The organism is Gemmatimonadota bacterium (assembly GCA_016712265.1).
In the GTDB taxonomy this organism is placed as follows: Bacteria; Gemmatimonadota; Gemmatimonadetes; order Gemmatimonadales; family Gemmatimonadaceae; genus RBC101.
In genome coordinates this window covers 810,195-826,777 of sequence record JADJRJ010000030.1, presented here as the reverse complement: position 1 = coordinate 826,777, position 16,583 = coordinate 810,195, and the positions used below count along the sequence as shown (strand labels likewise).

The following is a 16,583-nucleotide window of genomic DNA, read 5'->3' as shown; positions in this document are numbered from 1 at the left end:
GCGACATTCCGGCATGACGAGCGGGATCATTCTGGACGGCCATTCGCTGGACATTGCCGGCGTCGTTGCTGTGGCGCGCCGCCACGCCCACGTGGCTCTGCACCCGGACGTGGGCGCCCGACTTGGCGCTGTGCGCGCGCACCTGGAAGCTCTGGTCGCGACCGGGCTGCCGGTGTACGGCGTGAACACGGGGTTCGGCCGGCTCTCGGACATTGCCATCCCTCCGGACCGGTTGTCCGAGCTGCAGGTGTCGATCATTCGGAGCCACGCCGCGGGGGTTGGGGCGCCGTTGGGCGAGGCCGAGGCGCGGGCCGTCACCTTGTTGCGGGCGAACGTACTCGCCAAGGGGTACTCCGGCATTCGGGCTGAGGTCGTTGAGCTGCTGCTCTCGCTCCTGAATGCGGGGCTCTTTCCGCAAATTCCCGAGCAGGGCAGTGTGGGCGCCAGCGGCGACTTGGCTCCGTTGGCCCACCTGGCGCTCGCCCTGATTGGCGAAGGCGCGTTGTGTCGCGGCCGTGAGGTGTCCCCGGCCAGAGACTTGCTCGCTTCGGCCGGGCTCACCCCGGTGGTGTTGGGGCCCAAGGAAGGACTAGCGCTCATCAACGGCACGCAGGCGCACACGGCGATAGCCGCCCTGGCGTTGGCGGACGCGCGGACGCTGTGGGCCACGGCGCACGTCGCGGGGGCTGCGTCACTCGATGCCTTGCTGGGGACGCCCGTGGCGTTCGAGGATCGCATTCACCGGGTGCGTGGGCAACCCGGCCAGGTGTTGTCGGCCGCCGTATTTCGCGGGCTCACGCAGGACAGCGCGATCCGCGAGTCGCATCGCACGAATGACCCGCGGGTGCAGGATGCCTATGCCTTGCGCTGCATGCCGCAAGTGCACGGACCGATCATCGAGGCCATCGAATACGCGGAAGGGGTGGTCGCGCGCGAATTGAATGCGGCCACGGACAACCCGCTGGTCTTTGAGGATGGCTCCATGGTGAGCGGTGGCAACTTCCACGGCCAGTCGGTGGGCATGGCCTGCGACTTCCTGGCGATTGCCCTCACGAATCTGGGTGCAATGTCGGAGCGACGCATCGATCGCCTGGTGAACCCGGACCTCAACCAGGGGCTGCCGCCCTTCCTGGCGCGAGACCCCGGGGTCAACTCCGGCTTCATGATGGCCCAGGTCACGGCGGCTGCGCTGGCGTCGGAGAACAAGGGGCTCGCGCATCCGGCCTCGGTGGACTCGATCCCGACGGATGGCGGCAAGGAAGACTTTGTCCCCATGGCGATGGGGGCCGCGGTCAAGCTGCGCAAGGTCGTGCAGAACGTCCGCCATATCCTTGCCATTGAGCTGTTGTGTGCCGTCCAGGGCCTCGAGTTTCGTCGCCCGCTCACGTCGAGTGCACCCGTGGAACGCGCGTGTGCGACGCTGCGCGGCGCCGTGCCCACGATGGAGCGCGACCGCATGTTGTCGCCCGATATCGCCACCGTCGCCGAGCAGGTGGAACGTGGCGTCTACGAACACATCGTGGCCGACCTGCGCGTCGGCCCCCTCTACTAGGAGACGCCATGTCGGTTGCGGCCCCCTCTGGCCCGCGCGTGGTCCGCGCGCCCCGTGGCACCGCCCTGCGCTGCAAGGGGTGGCAGCAGGAGGCCGCCCTCCGCATGCTGATGAACAACCTCGATCCCGATGTGGCGGAGCGTCCCGATGACTTGGTGGTCTACGGGGGCACCGGCAAGGCCGCGCGCAGCTGGGACGCCTTCGACGCCATCGTGCGGTCTCTGGAGGAGCTCGAGGGCGACGAGACCCTGATGGTCCAGAGCGGGAAGCCGGTGGCCGTCTTCCGCACGCACACCTCGGCGCCGCGCGTCCTGATCGCCAACAGCAACCTGGTGGGGCGGTGGGCCACCTGGGATGTGTTCCGTGAGCTCGAGCGTCAGGGCCTCACGATGTACGGCCAGATGACCGCCGGCTCGTGGATCTACATCGGGTCGCAGGGGATCGTGCAGGGCACGTATGAGACCTTTGGCGCCGTGGCGACGCAGCACTTTGGCGGGAGCCTCGCTGGTCGCTTCGTGCTGACCGCCGGGATGGGTGGCATGGGCGGGGCCCAACCGCTGGCCGCGACGATGTGTGGGGCCGCCATCCTCGGCATCGACGTCGACGGATCACGGATCGACAAGCGGCTCGCCACCCGGTACCTGGATCGCAAGACCCACTCGCTGGATGAAGCGCTGGCCTGGATAATGGGGGCGACCGCCGCGCATCAGGCCCTGTCCGTGGGACTCGTGGGCAACGCGGCCGACGTGCTGCCCGAACTGGTTAGGCGAGGCATCGTGCCCGACGTGGTGACCGATCAGACCAGTGCTCACGACACCCTCAACGGGTACGTCCCGCACGGGTTGTCCCTGGGGGAGGCCGCGGTGTTGCGTCAGCGCGATGCGCAGGAGTACATCCGGCGCAGCGTGGCGTCCATCGTGATCCATGTGGAAGCCATGCTGGAGCTGCAACGTCGGGGTGCCGTCACCTTTGACTACGGCAACAACATCCGGACCGTGGCCCTGGACGCTGGTGTCACCAAGGCGTTCGACTTTCCCGGGTTTGTGCCAGCCTACGTACGCCCGCTCTTTTGCGAGGGCAAAGGCCCGTTCCGCTGGGTCGCGCTCAGTGGGGACCCGCGGGACATCGCCCGCACCGACGACCTCGTGCTCGAGATGTTCCCGGACGACCAGCACCTGCGCCGCTGGATCACCCTCGCGCGGGAGCGGATCGCGTTCCAGGGCCTCCCGGCGCGTATCTGCTGGCTGGGGCAGGGGGAGCGCGCACGGTTTGGGGTCGCGATCAATGACCTGGTGGCGTCCGGAGAGCTGTCGGCCCCGATTGCCATCGGCCGCGATCATCTGGATACCGGAAGCGTGGCCTCGCCTTTCCGTGAGACGGAAGCCATGCGCGACGGCAGCGACGCGATTGCCGACTGGGCGATTCTGAACGCCATGGTGAACGTCGCGAGTGGCGCGTCGTGGGTGTCGTTCCATCATGGGGGAGGTGTCGGGATCGGCAACTCACTCCACGCCGGCCAGGTGATCGTCGCGGACGGATCTCCAGAGATGCGCGTGCGCCTTGAGAGAGTCTTGACCAACGACCCGGGCATGGGCGTCGCACGCCACGCCGACGCAGGGTACGAAGCCGCACGAGCAACGGCACGTCGGGAAGGGATCAACCTCCCAATGCTCCCCTGAGTGCGGTATTGCCCCCAGCCCCCAGCATTCCACCCAAGCTCCAGCCAGCAGCAACCCGCAACCAGCACCAAGTGATTTCCTCGCACTTCAAGCCCTACCACATCCCCCTCTTCCTCGCCAAGTACGCCTGGCTGAGCCTGCGGCGCATGCCCATGCTCGTGCACTTCGAGGTGACGATGCGGTGCAATGCCCGGTGCGGCTTCTGCGATTACTGGAAGACACCGGCGGCGGAGAAGGCGAACGAGCTCACCAGTTTTGCGGACGCGGCGCGCCACTTCTCCCCAATGATGATCACCTTCACGGGTGGGGAGCCGCTCCTCCGTCGTGACCTCGAGGACCTGGTGCGCGCCGTGCGTGAGGCCTCACGCCTCACGTACATCACGCTCATCACCCATGGCGGGATGCTGACCCTGGAGCGCGCTCGCGCATTGTGGGACGCTGGGATCGACCAGTTCAATATCTCGCTCGACTATCTCGACGGTCGCCACGACGCCGCGCGCGGGATCCCTGGCCTCACCGCGAAGATCCTGTCCACCGTCCAGGAAATGCGCGCGGATGGCATCGACGGGATCCGCTTCAACACGGTCATCAAGAACGACAACGTCGACGAGCTGCTGCCCATCGTTGAACGCGCCGCGGCCTTGGGCATCGGGGTCAACTTCTCGCTCTACACGGACTTCAAGAACGGTAATCGGGACCACCTCGTGGATGCGACCGGCCGGGAGGCGGTGACGCGCGCCGTGGGGGAGCTGATGGCCTACAAGCGAGCGCACCGCGGGGTCATCACCAACTCGGACCACTACCTGTCGACCATCCCGCAGTACCTGCGTGGCGAGTTGCCGGGTCCCTGCGACTCGGGAAACCGGACGATCCACATCTCGCCAACCGGGACCGTTAAGCGCTGTCCCGACTTTCCCCTGGATGGTCACTGGCGCGACTACAAGGGGTACGCACCGATCAACTGCGACGCCTGCTACTACGCTTGCCGCGGGGAGGCGCAGGCGCCGCTGGAGCCGAGCCGTGCCCTCGACATGCTTGCCCTCGGCCGGCGACGCCCGGCAGTGCCGGCGGTCCAGCCCGCGAGATGAAACGCCTCTTTGCCCACGCCGCGCAGGTCGTGACGTGCGCCGGCCCCGGGCGCGCACGACGAGGCTTGGAGCTGGCGGACGCCGGCGTCCGCACCGGGGTTGGCGTGCTGACGGACGGGGCCGCGATTGTCGCGGTGGAACCCACCGATGCGCTGCAGCGCCGCTACCCCGACGCAACGGTCGTGGACTGCCAGGGCGGGGTCCTCATGCCCGGGCTCGTGGACTCGCACACACATGCCCTCTTCGGCAAGCCACGATACGAAGAACAGGAATGGCGGGCCGCGGGTCGCGACTATATGGCGATTGCTGCTGCAGGAGGGGGCATCCACAGCTCGGTCCGCGACCTGCGGACGCGAAGCGAGGACGACCTGGTCGCTCTCGCGCTGCCGCGCCTGAGCCGGATCGCCGCACATGGCACGACCACCCTCGAGGTGAAGTCCGGGTACGGGCTCACGCTCGAGGATGAACTCAAGATGCTGCGGGCGATCCAGCGTCTCTCGGCGCTGCAGCCCCTGCGCCTCGTGCCCACCTTCCTTGGCGCGCACGAGATCCCGACCGAGTATCGCTCGCGTCCCACGGGTCGCGACGAGTACATCGCCCTCCTGGTGCAGGAGATGTTGCCCCAGGTGCGTGATCAACAGCTCGCCGCATTTGCCGACGTGTTCTGTGAACCGGGCGTCTTCACGGTCGAGGAGTCGCGCCGCATCCTGATGGCCGCGCGCGAGGCCGGGCTCGGGCTCAAGCTCCACGCGGACGAACTCCGGCCGGCCGGCGGGGCGGAACTCGCCGCCGAGCTCGGGGCGACTTCGGCAGACCACTTGGCGGCGATTTCGCCGGACGGCATCAAGGCGCTCGCCGCCACGGGGACCGTGGCGACACTGCTCCCGGGGACCATGCTCTTCCTCGGGAAAGAGCGACAGGCGCCAGCGCGTGCCCTGGTCGAAGCTGGGGCGGTCGTCGCCCTCGCTTCTGACTTCAATCCCGGCACATCGCCGACCGTGAATTTCCCGCTGGTGCTCACCTTGGGGGTCAGCCAGCTGCGGCTAAGCGTCGCGGAAGTCATTGTGGCAGCGACAGTTAACGGCGCAGCGGCTCTCGGGCTCGCTCACCAGGTCGGCCAGCTGGCCCCCGGCTTTTCGGCCGACCTCGCCCTCTACGAGATCGACGACGTGCGCGAGCTGCCGTATTGGTACGGGGACCAGCGGTGCGTTCGTTCCTGGGTCCGAGGGGTCGAGGTGGGGGCGTCGAGATCGCCCTTTCGAGGCGTCTCACGGGGCTGAGATTGCCGCCCCCTGGGCGGCGGTCGGCAACGAATTCGTGCCCAAAGTGGCCGGAATGCGTCAAATAGTCGGATTCCCGCCCCCGGAATGTCGACGTCGCATCTCACCAAGCTCAAGCGCAAGGCTGCCGAGTTCGAACAGAAGAAGCAGTTCGACAAGGCGCTATCGCTGTATATCCAGTTCGTTGACGAGGCCGGCAAGGACCTCGACGACGCGGATTTGCAGCTGTTCAACCGCGTCGGTGACTTGCTGACCCGGCAGGGCAACCCGTCGGAGGCGTTGAGCTACTACGAGAAGGCCGTGGATATGTACGCGGAGCGCGGCTTTCTCAACAACGCGATTGCGTTGTGTAACAAGGTCCTGCGCCAGTCGCCGGCGCGCACGTCGGTGTACTACAAACTCGGCAAGATCTCCGCGAGCAAGGGCTTTCGCAGTGATGCGCGCAAGAACTTCCTCGAGTACGCGGACCGCATGCAGAAGGCGGGGCAACGCGAGGAGGCCCTGCGTGCGTTGAAGGAGTTCGCGGATCTTTGTCCAGACCAGGACGATATCCGCCTGATGCTGGCCGAGATGCTCTCGCGCGATAGTCGGTCGGCCGAGGCCATCGAGCAGCTGGAACAGCTGTACCTGCGTCAGGAGGCCGAGGGGCGGTCGGCCGAGGCGCGGGCGACGGCGGATCGCATCAAGGCGATTGACCCCGAAGCAACCCCGCGCGGGACCGGCGTGGCACCTGAGGTCAGAGCGAACGACCTCGTCTTCCTGGATCTTGGCGACGCCGGGTTCACAGCAGCGCCGCGAGCGACGCCGGAACGCGCGACACCCGTCGCACCCGCGGTGGCGGTGGAGGTCGTCGACGTCAGTGGCGTGGCGGCACTCGCCGGTTTGTCTATCACGTTCCTGCCGGACGAATCGGAGGCTCCGCCGGTCCCGTCACAGGCCAGGCTGACCCCGATCTCCGGGCTTGAGGTGATGGAGGGCGGGACGCCGGAGGCCGACGCGGTGGGGAGCCTCCCCGGCCTTGACACTGTCCCTACAGCGGCGGCGGAGGAGGAGCCTCCGTCCGCCGTGCTCGACGTGGCGTCGGTCCTCGATGTTGAGGTGGACGCCTTCGAGGCGCCGGATGACGTGGTCCCGCATGTGGATGGCCTGGCGAGCGCAGCGGTCACCCTCACGGGGGCGCACCCGTCGTTGGCGCCCCTCCTCGAGTTTCCGCCCATGTCAGGGGCCGAGTTTGGCGACCTGACGCTCGCAACAAACGAGGAAGAGCAGGCCAGCCAGCCCCATGACCTTGGGCTCGCGTCGTCGCTCCCCCGGCTGGACGCCCCGCTGCCGGACCGCGGTGGCGCGCCCGCCCTGCTGGATGAGACCCCGGATGAGTGGGTGCAGGCCGCCCTCGATGCGCCGCGCATTGACACGCACCTCGAGCACCTGCTGACGCCGCTGAGCGTTCAGGCCATCACCGGCGTGGATGCGCCGCTCGACTTTGAGGTCGTGACTCCCTCGGCGGGGATCGAAGAGCAGGTCGCCGCGATGCTTGACCTGAGCGCGCTGCAACCTCCCTCGCTGTCAGACCCGGCGATTGATCTCCTTGCGTCGATCGAGGGTCACCTCGAGCGCCAGACACCGGCCGCGGTTCCAACGCTCGACCTGGGGGAACCAGAGCCAGTCGTCACGGAAACGGCAGCGCCTGCAGAAGCGGAACCGCTTTCGCCGGAGTTCGACGTCCCCGAGGCGTTCGTGGACGCGCTCCCGCTCGACGCAACCGCGGGGCGCGATGCCCCGGAGCTGTCGGCCCTCCTCGACGACGCGTCGGATCCCGCGGGCGTGCTGGCGGTGGACATGCCAGATGGTGACGTCCTCTCTGGGGACGTGGCGGAGGTCGACCGGCTGTCTGAGGAGGTTCCTGATGTAGACGCGCCAATCGGGGAGGTCAACGGAGCGTTCGGGGAAATCGAGGCAGCCGCCATGCCGGACGACACCGCCAACCTTCCCGACGCGTTCATTGCCGCGACCGATGCTGTTGCCCGTGACGACAGCGCGCCCTTTCAGGAGGGAGCCCTCGACACCGCGACGCTACGCGCGGCGATGGATGCGGCTGCGGACACGGCCGCCGACGCGGCGGAGCGCGAGGACGCCATGATGCGCGCCGCGTTTGCCGACGAGCGCGTCGAGTTGCCGTTGATCGACCTCGAGCGCGACGCCTCTGAGGACGAGGGGCTGTCGTTTGACACCAGCTCGGGGGAGATCGACGCACTCCTGGCTGCGCCGCCGAATTTCGACGACGAGCCATCGTCGTTCGATCCGGCGCCCTTGGGATTGGATACGGAAGCTGAGGCGAGTGCCGAGCCGCCGCCGTCTACGGAGGAATGGACGCGCCCGGAAGTGTTGATCGACGGTGAGTGGCGGGACGAGAACGTCGGTGACCTCGTCTCCGGCGAGATGTTCGTCATCGGGGAACGTCGGGAAGTGCTCTCCCCGGAGCCCGCGGCGCCGATCTTCGATGACCTCGCCGCCGCGATGTTGTATGAGCCACAGGCGGGGCGGCCGACCCCCGGCGCGCAAGACGCGTATCCCACCCGCGCGACGCCGCGCCACACGCTGTCGTTCGGTGGCGTCGAGGCGCAGTTGCGGCGGCGCCTTGAGCTGAACCCCGGGGATGTGACCTTGCGTCGCCAGCTGGCGGAGGCGCTGCTCGACCTGGGGGACAGGGAAGGCGGGCTTAGCGAGCTTGAGGCCGTGGTCAGCCACTTTGAGGCCCTCAACAAGCTGGATGATGCCGGCGAAGTGGTCGATGTGATCCTGCGAGTGGTCCCGCTGTCGGTGCGGCACCACCAGAAGCGCGTGGAATACGCGGCACGCAGTGGCAATCGCGGCAAGCTCGTGGAGGCCTACACGGAACTCGGCGACGCGCTCTTCAGGTGCGGCGAGCCCGACAAGGCTCGTGTCGTGTACACCCGCGTGGTCGAGCTGGCCCCCGGCAATGAGCGGGCAAGCTTCGCCCTCGGGATGCTCTCAGCGAACCCGGGGACCCTCCGGCAGTCGGACGAGATCCCCGTCATCGATGTGGGCGTGCTCGGCGGGCACCCATCGCTCACCATGGCCACCCTGACCCCCGAAAGCGTGGATGAGCAGCCGTCCACCGGGAGTTCGGCGCCCACCCCGTCAGATCCGCTGGATGACGAGGTTGATGCCGCCTTCGAGAGCCCCAAGGTCGTGGAACAGCGGCGCCGGACATCGGAACTGATGGCCGTCGAGGAATGGGCGAGCACCGCCGAGGTGGCTTCGGACGCCGTCGCCCCCGCAGGGGACGAGTTTGTGAACCTCGGCGACTGGCTGCGTGGCGAGGGGTCGCCGCGCTCGACCCGGATGGTGGCCGCTGATGTTGCCCCCTCCGGGGACGAGGCCGCCGACTTCGCCGAGATGCTCCGTCGATTCAAGGCGGGGGTGGAGGAGAATGTCGAGGCGGAAGACTATGCCTCCCATTACGACCTCGGGGTCGCGTACAAGGAGATGGGGTTGGTCGACGAGGCCGTGGCCCAGTTCCAGCGCGCCCTTAGGGGCCCGGCCCACCGCGTGCGGTCCTACGAGGCATTGGGACAGTGTTTTGTCGAAAAGGGGCAGTTCGAAGTGGCGATTGCCCTGCTCCAGCGCCCGGCCGAGCAGCCGGGGGCCGACGAGTTCGCCATGTGTGGGGTCCTCTACCTTCTGGGGTACGCCTGCGAGCAGGTCGGGCGCCGAGCGGACGCGATGCGTTATTTTCAACGCGTCTTTGCGGTGGACATCGCGTTCCGCGATGTTGCCACCCGTCTCGCCGCCCTGGAACGCACCGCTCAGTGAACCTGAAAACTCGTAGCCACACCGCACCAACGCTCCAGGAGATCCAGGCCCCCGTCGCCGAGCCGCTGGCCCGGGTCCTGTCGGAGATGTGGCGTATCGTCGCCGTGGACTCGGAATTCTTCAGCGGGGTGAACCAGCACCTCATGCTGATGAAGGGCAAGATGGTGCGCCCCACCCTCATGCTCCTTGCCAGCGAGGTCGAGGCGAGCGCCGAGACGCGCGTCGCTTCGTATGCGGCCGTGATTGAGCTGATCCACTTGGCCACGCTCGTCCACGACGACGCGGTCGACCACTCGGTCCTCCGCCGCGGCATGCCGACCGTCAACAGCCTGTTCACGCACGAGGTCGCCGTGATCGCCGGGGACTTTCTGTATTCGCGCGCCGTCCAGGAGCTCGTGCGCCTCGGGGACCTGGAGGTCCTGCGAGTCTTCGCCAATGCCTCGAATGAACTCACGGTGGGCGAGATGCGACAGCTGGGGGCGCTCGATGCGCTCAGCTTTTCCGAAGCGGACTACGAGTTCCTGATCAAGTGCAAGACGGCCGCGCTGTTCAAGGCCTCGTGCGAGGTCGGGGCGTTGTGTGGCGCTCCCGCGTTTCGTGATCCACTGGCCACGTTCGGCGAACGGCTGGGGATGGCCTTCCAGGTGGCCGATGACCTGCTGGACTACACAGCCGAAGCAGAAACCATGGGCAAGCCATCCGGCCTGGACTTGCGGGAACACAAGGTGACGCTGCCCCTCATCGCGGCCCTGCGCACCATGTCGCCGCCGCAGCGCGCGGTGGTCGATGCCCTGTTCGCCTCCCCGGAGCCCACACCGGAGCAGGTACACGCCGTCATCGGCATCGTGCAGGAAGAGGGCGGGCTGGACTATGCGAGGGAGCAGGGGGAGCGCTATCTCGCGGAAGCCGAGTCGGCATTGGCCTCCCTGCCGGAGTCGCGGGCTCGGCAGGCCCTGCACGATGCCATGTGGTACGTCATGGACCGGAGGTCGTGATGGCCAAGGCGTCCACGGGCAAGCGGTCCGCCGCGTTCCACCTTCTGGTCCTGTCCATCGGGTTCGTCGTCGGGGGGTTCATGACCCACTTCTCCCGCCGGTTCCTCCCGGTGGGGGCGGTCAAGGAGTTCCTGACCACCGGAGTCAATCCGTCCCTGGGCCCCTTGAACATAGACCTCGTTATCTTGAACTTCACTCTGGGCCCGATCGCCCTGGACGTCTCGTTGCTCAGCCTGGTCGGGGTACTGATCGCCTACCTCATCGCGCGATCGCTTTTCTAGGAGTCCATTATGAACTTCGGGAACCTCGGCTTCATGGAAATCCTGCTGATCCTCGTCGTCGTGCTGCTGCTGTTTGGCGCACGCCGACTGCCTGAGATCGGCGCGTCGTTCGGCAAGAGTATCAAGGAGTTCAAACGCGGCCTCTCGGACGCGAACAGCTCCATCAAGGAAGAATACCGTCAGTCGTTGCCGCAGCCGCCGGCGCAGTCGGTGCAACAGGAAGAGGAAGCCCGTCCTGAGCCCAAGCGTTTGATCAGCTGAAGCGCCGCGCCGGGGAGAAAGCAGAAGGGGAGCCAAGTCGGCTCCCCTTCGCGTTTACCAGCCTTCACCCGTACCGGGTGTGCTAGATCTGATTGGCCTGTGCACGCGCCGAGGCGTTGAGCTGCTTTCGGCGGTCGTCGACCTTGGCGGTCTTTCGGATCTCGGAGAGGAAGGTGCGCACGCGCAGCTGTTGGATGGCGGAGATAGCCTCGCGTCGCTGGGTGTCCTTCTGGGCGAGCCACGCGGTGGAGTCGGCAGAGACGCGTCGGTCGACCCGCACGAGGAACGCGCCCTGATCGGTCACGATCGGGCCGCTCACCGTCCCCACAGGGAGGGCGAACGACGCACCGACCGCCTCGTTCAACCGACCGAGCCCCGGGACAAACTGCGGCCGGGTAAACGCCTCGGACTTGGTGACCGGCATGTCCTTCGCCTTGGCGGCGGCTTCCAGCCCGCCCGGGCCCTTCGCATCGGCGTAGACGGCATTGGCCCGTGCCACGAGCGACTCAGCCTTCTTTCGCCCAATGAGGATGCGCCGGATGTCGTCGCGGGCGTCCTCGAACTTCGGGACGCCCCCGTCGACCAGCGAGTCGAGCCTTGCGAGGACATAGACGTCATCGCCGTCGTACAGATCCGAGATCTCGCCTACCTTCGAGCCCGTGAAGGCCCAGGCTGAGACGGACGGCAAGGGCCGGCCGGCCCCGGACATTGCAGGCTCCCCTTCGAATGCGACGATCCGCTCGATGGTGAGCCCCAGTACCTTGGCCGCGCTGTCGAGCCGTGCGGGAGCGTCCGTCGCCGAGGCCGCGATGTTCGAGAGGGAGTCCGCCCGCCGATCCGTTCGCATCGCATTCGAGTCCGACTGCTGCACCCGAACCAGGATGTGACGAAGCAGGAGCGAATCGCCCTTGACGCCGTCCTTCCGGATCAGGTGATAACCAAACGGCGTCAGGACGGGCTGCGACAGCTCACCCACGCGCAGCGCCTTCGCCGCGTTGCCAAACGTCGGGTCCCACGCGGACGGGAGTGCCGTCCCCAGATCACCTCCGCGGCTTCCCGACACGGTGTCCGCGCTCTCACGAATCGCAACGTCCTCGAATTTCGCGCCACCGGCGATCTCCGCCCGAATCGCGAGCGTCTTCGCTAGCGTCGCTGCCGTGTCCGAGGCGACCACGGTGCGGGGCACCGACAACGTCGACAGTACCGCGCGGCCGGGACGTTCGAGCGAGGCCTTGTTCTTCTCGTAGTATGCGCGCAGCTCGCTGTCCGGCACGCTGACCGTGCTATCCGGAACCGCAGTCGCATCAAACATGACGAAGCTCACTTGAGCCGTGTCGTTCTGGTCACGGTAATTCGCCCAGAGCTTTGCGTCCGAGACAAACACGTCTCCGGCCAGCTGGTCGAAGAGCTTGGCCCGGGGGATCTCCGTGCGATAGTAACCCTCCAGAGATACCAGGAGCCCCTGCTGGCGCGCTGCGGCGCTCCCAAGGAGTCGACGGTACTTGGCGATGTCGAACTGACCATCCGTCTGGAGCTCGGGATTCTGCATCATCTCCGGTGGCGGGCTCTGTTCCGCCGCCTGACGGATCTCCGCGTCCGAGACCCGGATGCCGCGTCGCTCGTACTCCTGCGCCAGGAGCACATTGCTGACGAGTTGCTCAAACGCCTGATCTTCGACGCGCTGGCGCTCGTCCAGGTTCAGCCCTCGGCCCCCTGCCTGCTCCTGTTGCTGCTGGAGCTGGTTTGCGAGGTTCTGCCAGCCGAGCCAGGGGATCTCCTGACCGTTCACCTTGGCGACGACTGTGCTGTTGGTGATCGGTGCAGGGCCAAGGCCCAACAGGCCGGAGGTATCCGCCAGAAGGAAACCGACGACGAAGAACAAGAAGACGATGGCCCAGACCCAGCCGGACCGGCTCCGCAACTGCTGAAGCACGTGCGGGACTCCTGAATTACCGTGGATGCTCGAGGGTGCCCCCCGTTCCGGTGGGGCAAGAACCGGGAAAGCTATTTGTGACCGGCGCCTAAGGGCAAGTTACGCTGTCACTTCTCGCGCCGTCGCTCGTCACATTGCTAGTACATTCCCCGGACCGCCGCGCCTTGGGACGCGGCGCGAACGCTAGAGGGCTCGGCATGGCCACTTCCGCCCGTATCGACGAGTTGCGAAAGAAGTTCGACGAGAACCCTCGTCGATATTTCGCTCCATACGCCAATGAATTTCGCAAACAGGGGGACCTGTCGCAGGCGATCGCGCTCTGTCGGACGCACCTCCCGAACCAGCCAGGACACATTTCGGGCCACATCGTGCTCGCCCAGGCGCTCTATGAATCGAGGGAACTGGCTGAGTCCCGCGGCGTGTTCGAGCAGGCGCTCGACCTCGATCCAGAGAACCTGATCGCCCTCCGGTACCTCGGAGATATCGCCCGGGAGCAGGGTGCTCCGGCTGCCGCGTCCGCGTGGTACCAAAGGGTGCTCGAAGCCGACCCGCGGAACGACGAGATCAGGGAGTTGATCCGCGTTGTCGGGGTAGAGGCGGCAGACGCCCTGACGGCGTTGTCCCGTCAGCCCACGCCGGTGAGCAATTCGATTGTTCCAGCGACCGGGGAGGTTGCGGACGAGACTTGGAACGCTCACCCGGAGGGCGGTCTGGACTGGGTAGACGCGCAACCCGCGGCCTCCGAGCCCGAAGTCATCGAGTCGTTGGCGACCCCATTGTTCGGCGGCATCCCGACGCACCAGGACCTTGGTGAGCTCGAAGCCGTCGCTGAACCGGAGCACACCGACTGGTTTTCCGCCGCGCCCGAGGCCAGTGCCGTTCAGCACGACGATCCGTTCCCGGAATTTCCAGCCGCCCTCTCCGAAGCCGCAGCGCCACTTGCCGCGCGGACGACGCCAGAGGAAGTTCTGGCAGCCGTCGCCCCGGACCTCTCCGCCTTTTCACTCGATTTGGGCGCCGTCGCCGAGGGGCCACTCCCCGAGGGTCCTTCGGACAACAACGATGCCATAGAGGTGGCGTCGGTTGAAGCCAAGGCCCCCGAGGTCGGCTCCGGCTACGAAAGCCCGCAGTTCGTGGCGCTCGATGCGAACGAGGCCGCATACGCCGCTGAGGATTCCCCCGCGACTATCGAAGACCTCGACGGGGTGGCTCTGGACGGCGATGAGGAACTTCCCGCACCAGCAGTGGTTGCTGAGGAGGTGCAGGAGGAGGTTGAGTTCGAGTCGATGTTTGAGGAAGTGTCCCTCCCTGCAGCAGCGCCAGCTGCGAGCAACGAAATCGATCTGGAAGCGGCCATCTCCGCCGAACACGACGCGGTCATTGAGCATCGCGTGGACGATGCGGTGGACGCGGTGTCTGCGGAGTACGACCCGGCGATCGGGCGGACACCGGCCTTCAGCGCGCCTGTCAGCGAGGAACCGCCGGCACCCTTCGTCACGGAGACGATGGCCGAGTTGTACCTCCAGCAGGGATTCGACGAGGAGGCGCTCGCGATCTATCGCCAGCTCCTGGCGCAGAACCCCAGCGACGAGATCCTTCAGGCGCGGGTGGCTTCGCTCGAAGTTGGCGTTCGCGCGCCGACCATAACGCCGCTCACGTCGCCTGCGCAGGAACCGACCGGGCCCAGCGTTCGCGACTTCTTCAGCGCGATTGCGCTCCGAGGGGTGACGCCCGCGGATGCCGCCCCCGCACCCACCGAAGCGCTGGAACCGGCGGCAGTTCGAACGACGCCCTCATATTCGGGCGTGGCGCGCCCAGATGAGGCGCTCACCCAGCCCGACGCTCCGGCGATGTCCGCTGGCGGTTTGGCGTCGATGTTTCGCGGGCAGGACCCCAGCGAAGCGGACGAGTCTGCGGCATTAGGCCTCGCCGGGGCGTTCGGGGTGGCCGCCGCTCCTGTCGCGCCGGAACTATCGCTCGACACGCTGTTCGGTCAACTTCCGTCCGCGCAGGCGGACGCCGTGACGTCCGCAGTCCGAGAGGGAAGCTCGGAGCCGTCGGACCCACTCGCACCGGGGCCGGACGGTGAGGCCAATGCAGACATCGAGCAGTTCACGGCCTGGCTCGAAGGCTTGAAGAAGAAGTGAGGATTGCCGTACTCAACGGCCCCAATCTCAACCTGCTCGGCACGCGAGAACCGGAGATCTACGGTACCACCACGCTGCGGGACATCGAGTCCCGCCTGCGGCAGGTGGCGAGCGTGTTGGGGGTCACCCTGGAATTCGGCCAGTGGAATGGGGAAGGGGATCTGATCGACGCAGTCCAGCGCCTGCACGGCCGTTGCGATGGCGCGATCATCAATGCGGGTGCGTATTCCCACACGAGCCTTGCGCTGCGCGACGCCTTCGCTGCGGTCCGAGTGCCGTTCGTTGAGGTGCACCTGTCCAACATCTTCGCGAGAGAGCCAGAGCGGCGACATTCGGTGCTCGCGGCAGACGCGATCGGGCTGATCTGCGGCCTGGGGGCGCAGGGCTACGAGTTGGCCCTCCGGGGATTGGTGGTACGGCTCGCGCCTCAGTGATCGACCACCAGGGGCGGCTCCGGCGTCTGAGGGAAGCGCTTGTGGCTGCTCAGGGCGACGCGCTACTGGTCAGTGACCTGCCGAACACGCGCTACCTGACGGGATTCTCCGGTTCCAACGCCCTGGTCCTCGTCACCCAGCGCGAATGTGTCCTCCTGACCGACTTTCGATACGAGGCACAGGTCGCAGAGGAGTGCGGTCCCGGGATCGACGTGCGGATCGAACGGTCATCACTTTGGGCCGGCGTGTGGCCATGGCTCGCGCTCGATCCCACGATCAGGTCGGTTATTTACCACCCCAGCCACCTCAGCCAGCGAGACATGGAGCGCTGTCGGGAGCAAGGGACGCGCTGGACCTGGCGCGGGGGGAACGGTCTGGTCGAGCGGCTACGGGCGTGCAAGGAGCCAGAGGAGGTGGAGGCGATTCGGGCGGCGGGCTTGGTGGCCACCCAGGCGCTCCGGGCCCTCCTACCGCAGGTACGGCCCGACCAGTCCGAGCTTGCGCTCTGTGGGCTGCTCGAGAACGAACTCCGGCGGGCGGGAAGTGAGGCGCACCCCTTTCCCGCGATCGTGGCGTCTGGGGTCCGCTCCGCCCTGCCACATGCGCGCCCTTCGAACAGGCGGCTCCAGCGAGGCGAGTTCCTCCTGCTGGACTTTGGCGCGACGGTCGACGGCTACGTCTCGGACATCACCCGGACGTTCGTTGTCGGGAAGCCGAGTTCAGAGCAGGTGGCGCACCACGCACTCGTCGCCACGGCCCAAATGGCCGCTATCCAGGGACTGAGGGCGGGGATGACGGGCAAGGAGGGAGATGCCCTGGCGCGCGACGTCATCGAGGCCGCGGGCCGGGGCGCCGAGTTCGGTCACAGCCTTGGCCACGGGATCGGGCTGGAGATCCACGAGGACCCGAGGCTGTCGCGCCTGTCGGACGAACCTCTGCCGGTAGGGACTGTCGTTACCGTCGAGCCCGGGGTTTATTCCCCCGGGATGGGTGGGGTGCGGATAGAGGATGATGTCTACCTGACGGCAGGCGGCGCAGCGCTGCTCACCGAGTTCCCAAGGGAGCTGTTGGTGGTCGGCGAATAGGGTCGCGGCTG

12 protein-coding genes are annotated in these 16,583 nt (G+C 67.0%); 11 read left to right on the top strand and 1 reads right to left on the bottom strand.

What is annotated here, in order from left to right:
- Positions 1-13: 13 nt before the first annotated feature.
- From hutH to IPK85_19055, 8 genes are all read left to right on the top strand, one after another.
- On the top strand, positions 14-1,552 hold the full coding sequence (gene hutH / locus IPK85_19090) for a histidine ammonia-lyase (GenBank protein ID MBK8249479.1): 1,539 nt from the start codon (positions 14-16) through the stop codon (positions 1,550-1,552).
- 8 nt (positions 1,553-1,560) lie between these two features.
- Complete coding sequence (hutU, locus tag IPK85_19085) at positions 1,561-3,231, top strand: urocanate hydratase (GenBank protein ID MBK8249478.1); 1,671 nt, start codon at positions 1,561-1,563, stop codon at positions 3,229-3,231.
- Positions 3,232-3,302: 71 nt separating this feature from the next.
- Entirely contained in the window at positions 3,303-4,319 is a 1,017-nt protein-coding gene (locus IPK85_19080) for a radical SAM protein (protein MBK8249477.1), read from the top strand.
- Positions 4,316-5,599, top strand: a complete 1,284-nt coding sequence (locus IPK85_19075; protein MBK8249476.1) for an imidazolonepropionase — start codon at positions 4,316-4,318, stop codon at positions 5,597-5,599. The genes IPK85_19080 and IPK85_19075 overlap by 4 nt, the downstream gene beginning before the upstream one ends.
- Positions 5,600-5,686: 87 nt before the next feature.
- The gene (locus tag IPK85_19070; protein ID MBK8249475.1) at positions 5,687-9,436 is read left to right on the top strand and encodes a tetratricopeptide repeat protein; all 3,750 of its coding nucleotides are present in this window, start codon (positions 5,687-5,689) and stop codon (positions 9,434-9,436) included.
- The gene (locus tag IPK85_19065) at positions 9,433-10,431 is read left to right on the top strand and encodes a polyprenyl synthetase family protein (GenBank protein MBK8249474.1); all 999 of its coding nucleotides are present in this window, start codon (positions 9,433-9,435) and stop codon (positions 10,429-10,431) included. The genes IPK85_19070 and IPK85_19065 overlap by 4 nt, the downstream gene beginning before the upstream one ends.
- Complete coding sequence (locus tag IPK85_19060; protein MBK8249473.1) at positions 10,431-10,712, top strand: DUF4321 domain-containing protein; 282 nt, start codon at positions 10,431-10,433, stop codon at positions 10,710-10,712. The genes IPK85_19065 and IPK85_19060 overlap by 1 nt, the downstream gene beginning before the upstream one ends.
- A gap of 9 nt (positions 10,713-10,721) precedes the next feature.
- Positions 10,722-10,973 carry a twin-arginine translocase TatA/TatE family subunit gene (locus tag IPK85_19055; GenBank protein MBK8249472.1) on the top strand — a complete coding sequence of 84 codons (252 nt, stop codon included), beginning with the start codon at positions 10,722-10,724 and terminating at the stop codon, positions 10,971-10,973.
- Between the two features lie 82 nt (positions 10,974-11,055).
- Here IPK85_19055 and IPK85_19050 read toward each other — a convergent pair whose 3' ends face one another.
- Positions 11,056-12,906: a SurA N-terminal domain-containing protein gene (locus tag IPK85_19050; protein ID MBK8249471.1), complete on the bottom strand. Its 1,851-nt coding sequence runs from the start codon at positions 12,904-12,906 to the stop codon at positions 11,056-11,058.
- A 197-nt stretch (positions 12,907-13,103) separates the two neighbouring features.
- Between IPK85_19050 and IPK85_19045 the strand changes: the two genes are divergently transcribed.
- Genes IPK85_19045 through IPK85_19035 form a run of 3 tightly spaced genes read left to right on the top strand, consistent with a single transcriptional unit; the run spans position 13,104 to position 16,572 of the window.
- Entirely contained in the window at positions 13,104-15,053 is a 1,950-nt protein-coding gene (locus tag IPK85_19045) for a tetratricopeptide repeat protein (GenBank protein ID MBK8249470.1), read from the top strand.
- Positions 15,050-15,487: a type II 3-dehydroquinate dehydratase gene (gene aroQ, locus IPK85_19040; GenBank protein ID MBK8249469.1), complete on the top strand. Its 438-nt coding sequence runs from the start codon at positions 15,050-15,052 to the stop codon at positions 15,485-15,487. Before IPK85_19045 ends, aroQ begins: the two co-directional genes overlap by 4 nt.
- 41 nt (positions 15,488-15,528) lie before the next feature.
- Complete coding sequence (locus tag IPK85_19035) at positions 15,529-16,572, top strand: aminopeptidase P family protein (protein MBK8249468.1); 1,044 nt, start codon at positions 15,529-15,531, stop codon at positions 16,570-16,572.
- The last annotated feature ends 11 nt before the right edge of the window (positions 16,573-16,583 follow it).